The sequence below is a fragment of the Paenibacillus sp. GbtcB18 genome (assembly GCF_019091125.1).
Taxonomy (GTDB): Bacteria; Bacillota; Bacilli; order Paenibacillales; family NBRC-103111; genus Paenibacillus_F; species Paenibacillus_F chitinolyticus.
Genome location: NZ_JAGXJX010001053.1, coordinates 1 through 217 on the forward strand (window position 1 = coordinate 1; position 217 = coordinate 217).

A 217-nucleotide genomic window follows, 5' to 3' on the forward strand; every position below is an offset into this window, starting at 1 on the left:
GGTCCCGAGGCGGACCCAGTCAAGAAGGCTTTGCCTTCAACCTTCAATCACTCGTTGTCAGTTTTGAAAGGGCAAGAACCTTTCAAGCTACAAACCCTTCTGGAGTTTGGCGACTCCGGAAACTACGCAATTCGTTTGGCGACGATGGCGGAAGGGAACCACGCGTACCCATCCCGAACACGACCGTTAAGCCTTCCAGCGCCGATGGTACTTGGAC

At 54.4% G+C, this 217-nt stretch carries 1 rRNA gene; it reads left to right on the forward strand.

From position 1 onward, the window contains the following. Window positions 1–134: 134 nt before the first annotated feature. Window positions 135–217, forward strand: a 5S ribosomal RNA gene (rrf, locus tag KVT34_RS31615); the annotation flags it as partial.